Source organism: Azospirillum sp. B506, assembly GCF_000333595.1.
Lineage (GTDB): Bacteria > Pseudomonadota > Alphaproteobacteria > Azospirillales > Azospirillaceae > Azospirillum.
In genome coordinates, this window is record NZ_BADK01000538.1 from 1 (window position 1) to 8,652 (window position 8,652).

At 70.1% G+C, this 8,652-nt stretch carries 5 protein-coding genes and 1 pseudogene; 3 read left to right on the forward strand and 3 right to left on the reverse strand.

Going from position 1 to position 8,652, the window contains the following annotated elements; translation table 11 throughout:
• Nucleotides 1-127 precede the first annotated feature (127 nt).
• The 3 genes from I71_RS16025 to I71_RS16035 all read left to right on the forward strand — a co-directional run bounded on the left by I71_RS16025 (nucleotide 128) and on the right by I71_RS16035 (nucleotide 6,012).
• Entirely contained in the window at nucleotides 128-1,504 is a 1,377-nt protein-coding gene (locus tag I71_RS16025; protein WP_042695848.1) for a DUF5666 domain-containing protein, read from the forward strand.
• 375 nt (nucleotides 1,505-1,879) lie between these two features.
• Nucleotides 1,880-3,982: a methyl-accepting chemotaxis protein gene (locus I71_RS16030; protein ID WP_042695849.1), complete on the forward strand. Its 2,103-nt coding sequence runs from the start codon at nucleotides 1,880-1,882 to the stop codon at nucleotides 3,980-3,982.
• A 38-nt stretch (nucleotides 3,983-4,020) separates the two neighbouring features.
• Nucleotides 4,021-6,012: a M1 family metallopeptidase gene (locus I71_RS16035; RefSeq protein WP_083897196.1), complete on the forward strand. Its 1,992-nt coding sequence runs from the start codon at nucleotides 4,021-4,023 to the stop codon at nucleotides 6,010-6,012.
• Between the two features lie 53 nt (nucleotides 6,013-6,065).
• On the opposite strand, the pseudogene I71_RS16040 reads toward I71_RS16035, so the two are convergent.
• The 3 genes and pseudogenes from I71_RS16040 to I71_RS16050 form a co-directional block, all read right to left on the reverse strand.
• Nucleotides 6,066-7,238: pseudogene (locus tag I71_RS16040) on the reverse strand (CobW family GTP-binding protein).
• On the reverse strand, nucleotides 7,208-7,678 hold the full coding sequence (locus I71_RS16045) for a Fur family transcriptional regulator (protein WP_042695850.1): 471 nt from the start codon (nucleotides 7,676-7,678) through the stop codon (nucleotides 7,208-7,210). The pseudogene I71_RS16040 and the gene I71_RS16045 overlap by 31 nt, the downstream one beginning before the upstream one ends.
• A 229-nt stretch (nucleotides 7,679-7,907) precedes the next feature.
• Nucleotides 7,908-8,652: deoxyribodipyrimidine photo-lyase (locus I71_RS16050; RefSeq protein ID WP_042695851.1), on the reverse strand; the 745-nt coding region annotated here is incomplete at its 5' end.

An 8,652-nucleotide genomic window follows, 5' to 3' on the forward strand; every position in this document is an offset into this window, starting at 1 on the left:
CCGATGGCGACGCCGGCCGTGACGACGCCAGCCATCGCTTCACCGCCGGCCTCTACCTCTATGACGAGGAAGAGGCGGCAGATCCTGCGCTGCACGCTGCCGGCTCCGACAAGGGGGCGGCGGCATCGTGAACTGCAAGTCCTCCCTCCTTGCCCGCAAGCTGCTGTTGCTGCTGATGCTGGCGGCCGCCGGTTGCGCTCCCTCCCCGAACCGGGACGGGGGCATAGCAGACCGGGGCATCGGTGGGACCGGTGTTTCCGTCACCGACCGCGGAATCGGGGGGACCGGCATCGTCGGAACCGTCACCGCCTTCGGCAGCGTCTGGGTCAACGGCCTGCGGGTCGATCTGCCGACAACGACCCAGGTGCGGATCGAAGGCAGGCCGGCCCACCCCGGCGACGTGCGGATCGGCCAGACGGTCGCCATGACCGCCGCTGCGGGCGGACCGACCGGACTGACGGCACAGACGCTGGAGGTGCGCTTCGCCGTCGCCGGTCCAGTGGAACGGACGACGGCCGGCGGCACTCTGGTGTTGGGTCAGCGCATCGACCTCGCCGACGTGGAGGGCACCACGGCGCTAACCCCTGGACGCTGGGTCGCGATCTCGGGCCTGCGCCGGCCGGATGGCGTGATCGACGCCAGCCGCGTCGATCCCTGGGAGCCGGCACGCGGTTGGATTCTGCGCGGACGGCTGGACTCGGTGACACCGAAGACGCTGACCGTCGCCGGGCTGACACTGTCCCGCGGCCGGAGCATGACCGGCGCCCTCCCGGCGGTGGGCAGCAGTGTGCGCGTCGCCGGCAAGCCCGAGCCCGCCGCGGTGCTCGCGGTGGAAGCCGATCCCTTCAATCCCTTCGGCACCACGGTCAGCGCGCTGTCGATCGAAACCTATGTCGATGCCTCCGGTCAGACGACGAGCCCGGGCGGCCCGCGTATTGGCCGGCCCAATGATGGAGCCGCAATCGCCCGCGTGGTGATCGACAGCCTGGTGACATCCGGCGGCGGAATCGACCGCAGCCGGTCCTTCGGCGCCCCAAGCCTGGGTGGGCGGTCGCTTGACGGCACAGACCCCGCCGCCCGCGCCGCCGGCCTGGCGCGGTCAGGCATGCGCCCCGACGGTCCTCAGGGGCCCGATGCATCGGGCATGGAGGGGCCGGACGGTCCGCCCGACGGCGTGCGCACCCATCCGGGATGGGGTGCGCCGCCCGGTCCCTATGGCGGCCCAGCCGCCGGTCAGCGTCCCGCTCCCGGCCACGCTTCCAGCCCGGACGGCACCTCCGCCTCAGGCACCGCCCGTGCGGCCAGTCCGCCCTCGTCCGCGGGCGCCGCCTCGGAGTCCGCGCCCGCCCCGGCAGCTGGCGGGTTCGGCGGCCCATTTGGCGGACCCGGCCGAAGAGGGGGTTCCATGCCGGGCGACGGCGGTTCGCCCTACGGCGGGCCAAGGGGGGGATTTGGCGGAGGGTTCGGTGGCGGCCCCGATGGTGGTCGCGGCGCACATTTTTGACCTAGAACCTCGGCGGCGCGTGCCAATAAAACCATGCCGGAAACTTGAAAGTTCATTTAAAAGTCGGAAAGCGCCTTCGATCCCGTTCGAACGGCGCTGCCGCATTTTGATCCATATCTGGATTTTGCCTGCACTCCTGAACTTATCCACGTTAAAATATTAGTATATCAAGGCCGGAGGAAAGCCGCCGCACATGACCGGCGCCATTGTCAATAGGGGCTGAGCCGAAACCGCAAAGTCTTTTTTTATAATCGCCCTCGGTTTAGGCTCCGACCGGTTCCAAGACTCGGCGGTTCAACCGGCTCGCCCTAGCAGGCGGAGCGGTGTCGTGCCGTCCGCAGCGGCTCGACCTCTTCGTATGGACAGGACCAGACCATGACTTCGCTCCTTTCGCGGCTGTCGATCCGCGCCACCCTTGGACTCGTCGTCGCCGCGCTGGGTCTGCTGCTGATCGCCAGCAGCTGCTACACGCTGCTCGACGTGGTGGACCGCACCCGCTCGGCACACCGCGTCGCCACGCTCAGCGAGACGAGCCGCGACCTGCTGCGCACGCTGCTGGCGATTCGGCTGGAGCGTGGTCTGGTCGGTCCGGCGCTGGGGGCGGAGGAGCCGGCTGGCGATGCCGAGCTGAAGGACATCGCCGCCAACCGCACGGTGGCGGAGGCCGGCTATGCCGCCATCGCCGCCAAGCTCGACACGCTCGATCTGCCCGGCCTGCCGGCGGCGGCGGCAACGCTGCGCACCACCCATGACACGCTGGCCGCCCTGCGCCAGAGGGCGGACGGTGCGATCCGCCAGCGCAAGGCCTCGCGCGATCCGGCGGTGGCCGACGCCTGGGCGACCGCGCCGGTGGCCTATCTGGACGCTCTGACCGCCACGACCGACCTGCTGGACGGGTCGCTGAAGCTGGCGGATCCCATTGTCGATCATTTCCTGGGCATCAAGCGGGCCGCCTGGAACACCCGCCTGAATGCCGGGGGCATGGCGTTGCGCATCCAGACCGCGGTCGCCACCGGCCAGACCTGGACTCCGGCCGACGCGCAGGCGGTGGCGGAAGCCATCGGCCGTACCGTGCAGGCCTGGGCACTGGTCAAGGAATCGGCTGCCCGCCCCGACACCCCGGACCAGATCCGCGAGGCGGTCGAAAAGGCCAAGGTGAATTTCGAGGGGCCGCTGGTCGATCAACGCAAGGCGGTGCTGGCCGCCCTGGCAGAGGGCCGTCCCTCGCCGGTCGAGATCGGCACGCTGCGCCGGCAGGATACCGCCAGCCAGGGCTATATCGTCGACGCTGCGCTGGCTGCGGTGGACTGGATGGTCGCCCGTTCCGATGCCCAGGCGGCGCGCGCGACGCGGGATGCCATCGTCGCCACCCTGCTGGTGGTCGCCGCGGCGCTGCTGACCATCGCCGGCATGATCGTCGCCAAGCACCGGGTCAGCGACCCGATCCGCTCGATGACCGAAACGATGCGCCGTCTGGCCGACCGTGACATGACCGTGACGATTCCCGGCCTGGACCGCGCCGACGAGATCGGCGGCATGGCAGCGACCGTCACCGTCTTCCGCGACAGCATGATGACCGCCGACCGTCTGGCGGCCGAACAGGCCGCCGAACACGCCGCCAAGGAGGCCCGCACCGTCCGGCTGGAAGCATTGATGCGGGATTTCGACGCCAAGGCTATGCACATCGTCGAGACGGTCGCCTCGGCCGCCACCGAGATGCAGGGCACCGCCGACACGATGTCGACGACCGCATCCCAGGCCAGCGCGCAGGCGACCGCCGTCGCCGCGGCGTCCGAACAGGCGTCCGCCAATGTGCAGACGGTGGCCTCGGCGACCGAGGAGCTGTCGGCCTCCATCCTGGAGATCGGCCGCCAGATCGCCGCCTCCACCCGCATCTCGGGCGAGGCGGTCAATCAGGCCGAACGGACCAACACCACCATGCGCACGCTGGTGGAGGCGGCCGACCAGATCGGCCATGTGGTGGAGATGATCAACACCATCGCCGCCCAGACCAACCTGCTGGCCCTCAACGCCACCATCGAAGCCGCCCGCGCCGGCGAGGCCGGCAAGGGCTTCGCCGTCGTCGCCGGCGAGGTGAAGGCGCTGGCCAGCCAGACCGCCCGCGCCACCGAGGATATCCAGCGGAAGATCGCCGAAATCCAGCAGGCGACCAATGTGGCGGTGGTGGCGATCCGCGACATCGGCCACGTCATCGGCGAGATGACCGGCATCTCCAGCGCCATCGCCGCGGCGGTGGAACAGCAGGGGGCGGCGACGCGCGACATTTCCGCCAATGTCCATCAGGCGGCGCAGGGAGCCAGGGCAGTGTCCGCCAACGTCGCCGGCGCCAGCGAGGCGACCACCGATGCCGGTACCAGGGCCAGCCAGATGCTGGATGAATCCGGCCGCCTGACCAGCGTCGCCGATCGGCTGCGCAGCGAGGTGGACGGCTTCCTGGGCAGCCTCCGCGCGGCGTGACGCCGCGCTGGCGGCTTGCCGGTCCGGCGCCCATCTTGATGGGCATGACGATCCTCCGCATCCGGGCTCTCGCCCTGGCGGGAGCGGCGCTGGCCCTGGGCGCGGTCGCCCCGGCCATCGCCGCACCGCTGCACCATGACATCGACCTGACGCTCGATCCCGCCGCCGGGCGGATCGACGCGGTGGACCGGCTGATACTGCCGGCCGGCGTCCAGTCCTTGCGGCTGGACCCGGCCCTGGCGGTGCAGGAGGTGCGGGCCGGCGACAAACCGCTGCCGGTGGAGCGGCGGGGCGACCGCCTGCGGTTGGTGGTGCCGGAGGGGAATGCGCCGCTGACCATCCGGTACGGCGGACGGCTGCCGGCCTTCGCCGCCGGCACCGGGCTTGCGGTGGACGGCGACGGGGCCTTCCTGCCGGGCGGCGGCTGGCTTCCCGATCCGGTCTCGGCGGAGGACGAGCCGCCGAGCTGGCGTCTGTCGTTGCGGGTACCGGCGCCCTATGTCGCGGTCGCCACCGGCCGGCTGGTGGAGGAGGGGCGCGACGCCGCCGGCTATCGCGCGGTGTTCGAGGAGGAGCGCAGCATCGAGGTTCCCTCCGTTTTCGCCGGGGATTGGACGGTTGAGGAGCGCATGGCAGGCAAGCTTCGCCTGCGGCTCTACCGCCATCCGGAGCAGGCCGGGCTGGCCGACAGCTATCTCGGCCTGACCGAACAGGCGATTGCCGCCGGCTCCGCCCGCATCGGCACCTATCCCTTCGATGGCTTCAGCATCGTTTCGGTTCCGCCGCCGGTCGGGCTGGGCTTCCCCGGCCTGACCGCCATCGGCCGCACCGTGCTGCCGCTGCCCTTCATCCGCAGCCAGTCGCTGACCCACGAGATCATGCACAACTGGTGGGGCAACGGCGTGCGGGTGGGGCAGGGCGGCGATTGGCCCGGCAATTGGGCTGAGGGGTTGACCATCTACATGGCCGACTATGCCGCCGCCGAGGTGCGTGGCGCCGATGCGGCGCGGGCGATGCGGCTGGACTGGCTGCGCGACTATGCCGCCCTGCCGGCAGAGCGTGACCGTCCGTTGACCGAGTTCCTGTCGAGGACTCATGATGCATCGCAGATCGTCGGCTACGGCAAGGCGGCGATGCTGTTCCACATGCTGGAGGCGGAGATCGGTCGCGAGGCCTTCGATGCCGGCATCCGCCGCTTCTGGAGCGATCACGCCTTCCGGAACGCCGGCTGGTCCGACCTGCGACGGGCCTTCGAGGCCTCATCCGGTCGCGGTCTCGGCGGGCTGTTCAGCCAATGGCTGGAGCGGCGTGGTGCGCCGATGCTGACGCTGCCGGACGCGCGGGCGGATGGGGACGGCGTGCTGCTGACCCTGCGGCAGGAGGCCGATGCGCCCTATGCCCTGACCGTGCCGGTGCGTTTGGAGACGGTGGCCGGGTTTGAGGACCGCACTGTCCGCCTCGATGGTCGCCAAGCGACGCTGCGGGTGCCGGCCGAGGCGGCGGTGCAGGCGGTGTCGGTCGATCCCGACTTCGACCTGTTCCGCCGGCTGGCACCGGGGGAGGCGCCGGCGATCCTGCGCGACGTGACTCTGCGGCCGGGTGCCGAGCGGGTGATCGCGGCAGACGGCCCGATGGATGGTGACGCGGCGGAAGCTGCGCGAGGTCTGGCAGGGCGGCTGATGGACGGTGTCGGGAAGGACGGTGGCGGCAAGGAAGGCGGTGGCACTGCGCCGCTGCTAATGGTCGGAACCGACGCGGCGGTGGCGCGGGAACTGGAGCGGCGCGGGTTGCCGCCGGTTCCGGCGGAGCTGGCGGGGCGCGGCACCGCGCGGGTGTGGGTATCGCGGGCGGCGCTTGGGCGGACGGCGCTGGTGGTGTCGGGTGCCGATGCCGAGGCGCTGCGGGCGCTGGTCAGACCGCTGCCGCATTACGGGCGGCAGAGCTGGATGGTGTTCGAGGGGGCGAAGGCGGTGGACCGCGGCGTGTGGGCGGCCGGCGACAGCCCGTTGCGGCGGCTGGTGGGACGGTAGGGATACCGGTGGGGGGAAGTGGCCGATATCGGATGCTCCCCCCTCCGAATCCGTCAGCCCGCTTCCTTACCCTCGCCCCAGACCAGCCCGTTGAACAGCGGCTCGATCACCGGCTGGCCGACATCGCGGGTGATGAAGACCAGCTTGGTGCGGTGGTCGTCGGTGGGCCAATCTTCCAGGCGGACGGGCGGGTGGAACATGTGCTGGACGCCATGCACGACCACGGGAAGCTCGCTTTCCTGAACGTTCAGCAGCCCCTTCACCCGCAGCAGATTCTCGCCGGCCTGGGCGATCAGCGCCTCCATGAAATCGACGAAGCCGTTCCAGGGAACCGGCCGGTCGATCACCATGCAGAAGGCCCGGATGTGGTCGTCGTGGCGGTTGGCGTCATGATGATGATGGTCATGACCGCAGTCGGGGCCGCAGTGGTCGCCGTGTTCATGATCATGATCATGATCGTGGTCATGATGCCCATGGTCATGGTGCCCGTGCGCCTTGGCCTGCTCGTCGCGATAGGCCTCCTCGCGCAGCCAGCGGGCGACATCGGGACTCTTGGTTTCCGGATTGTACAGCCCGGCATCGAACAGCTTGGCCGGATCGACCTCGCCATGGGCGGCGGGGATCACCGGGGCGGCCGGGTTGATGGCGGCAAGGCGCTGCATCAGGGCGACGGTGGCCGCCGGGGTGGCGACGTCGGTCTTGGTCAGCACGATGCGGTCGGCGACGGCGGCCTGCTTCACGCTTTCCGGCTGGCGGTCGAGCTGGAGCGAGCCGTGCGCCGCGTCCACCGTGGCGATGACGCCGTCCAGGCGGAAGCGGGCGGCCAGCAGCGGGTCCGACATCAGCGTGTGGATGATCGGGGCGGGTCGGCCAAGCCGGTCGTCTCCAACACCACACGGGTCGAATCGGGGATCTCGCCCTTGACCCGCTGAGGGAACAGGTCGCGCAGCGTATCGACCAGATCGCCGCGGATGGTGCAGCACAGGCAGCCGCTGTTCATCAGCACCATGTTTCTCGGACGCCTTGGCGACCAGCAAATGGTCGAGCCCGACTTCGCCGAACTCGTTGATGACGATGGCGGTGCGGGCCATCGCCGGGTTGCGCAGCAGCGCCTGCAGCAGCGTGGTCTTGCCGCTGCCGAGGAAGCCGGTCAGCACCGAGACGGGAAGACGGGCGGGAGGGGCGGCGGAAGCGCTCAACGGGGTTTCTCCTGACAGGATTTGCACAGGCCGCGCACCTCGACGGTGGGGCGCTGGACACGGAAGCCGCGCCCGGCCGCCGCGGCGTCGATGGCGGCGCCGACGCCCGGATCGTCGATCTCGGCGGCGTCGCCGCAGGCCTCGCACACCAGGAACTGGCCGGAATGGACATCCCCCGGGGCGGCACAGCCGACATAGGCGTTCAGCGATTCGATGCGGTGGACCAACCCCTGCTCGACCAGGAACTCCAACGCGCGGTAGACGGTCAGCGGTGCCGCCGCCTTGCCGTCCTGCTGGCTCAGATCCTCCAGGATCGCATAGGCGCCGCGCGGCCGGTGGCTGGACCACACCAGTTCCAGAACGCGGCGGCGCAATGCGGTCAGCCGGGCGCCGCGTTCGGCGCACAGCGCGTCGGCACGGGTCAGGGCGTCGGCAATGCAGTGGGTATGGTCGTGAAGCGCGGACATGGGTGTTACTTTATAACACCCAGTCGACCGATGCAACGCGGCAGCCGGTGCAACGCCGCAAGGAAAAAGGCGACCCCGGGGAGGGGCCGCCTTGCCGAGTGGCGGTTGTTCTTTCTTTTGAGGACAGCTTTTTTAGGACGGGCGGCCGCACCGGGCCGCTGGGTGGACTGTAGCGCGCGGCCATGACCGTTTGCGGGCGTGCCGGTGACCGTTCGATGAAGATCGCCGCTCAAGATGCCATGTCCACCTTGCCCTTGCGCTCGTTGTAAAGCGCGAGTGCGCGGTCGCGGGCAAGGCCATGGTCGACAATCGGACGCGGGTAATCGTCGCCCAGCTTTATGCCGGCCTGCCGCAGCACCTCGGTCGGGGCCGCCCAGGGCTGGTGGATCCAGCGCGGCGGCAGCCGGCCCAACTCAGGCACATAGCGGCGGACGTAATCGCCCTGGGGGTCGAACTTCTCGCCCTGCAGGACGGGATTGAAGACGCGGAAGAAGGGGGCGGCATCGGCGCCGCAGCCGGCCACCCACTGCCAGTTGCCGGCATTCTGGGCGAGGTCGGCATCGACCAGCGTGTCCCAGAACCAGCGTTCCCCCTCCCGCCAGGGCAGCAGCAGATCCTTGACCAGGAAGGAGGCGACGATCATCCGCACCCGGTTGTGCATCCAGCCGGTCTCCCACAGCTGGCGCATGCCGGCATCGACGATGGGATAGCCGGTGCGCCCGCGCTGCCAGGCCTGCAGGCCCGCCGCATCCGCGCGCCAGGGGAAATCGGCGAAGCGGGGATCGAGCGGATTGTCCGGCAGTTCCGGCGCATGGTGCAGCAGATGATACTGGAACTCGCGCCAGCCGACCTCGCGCAGGAAGGCGTCGATGCCCGGCGCCAGTTCGGGGCGGGCGTCGGCGGCATGGCGGGCGGCATGCCAGACCTGCCGCGGCCCGATCTCGCCAAAGGCCAGATGCGGCGACAGGGCGGAG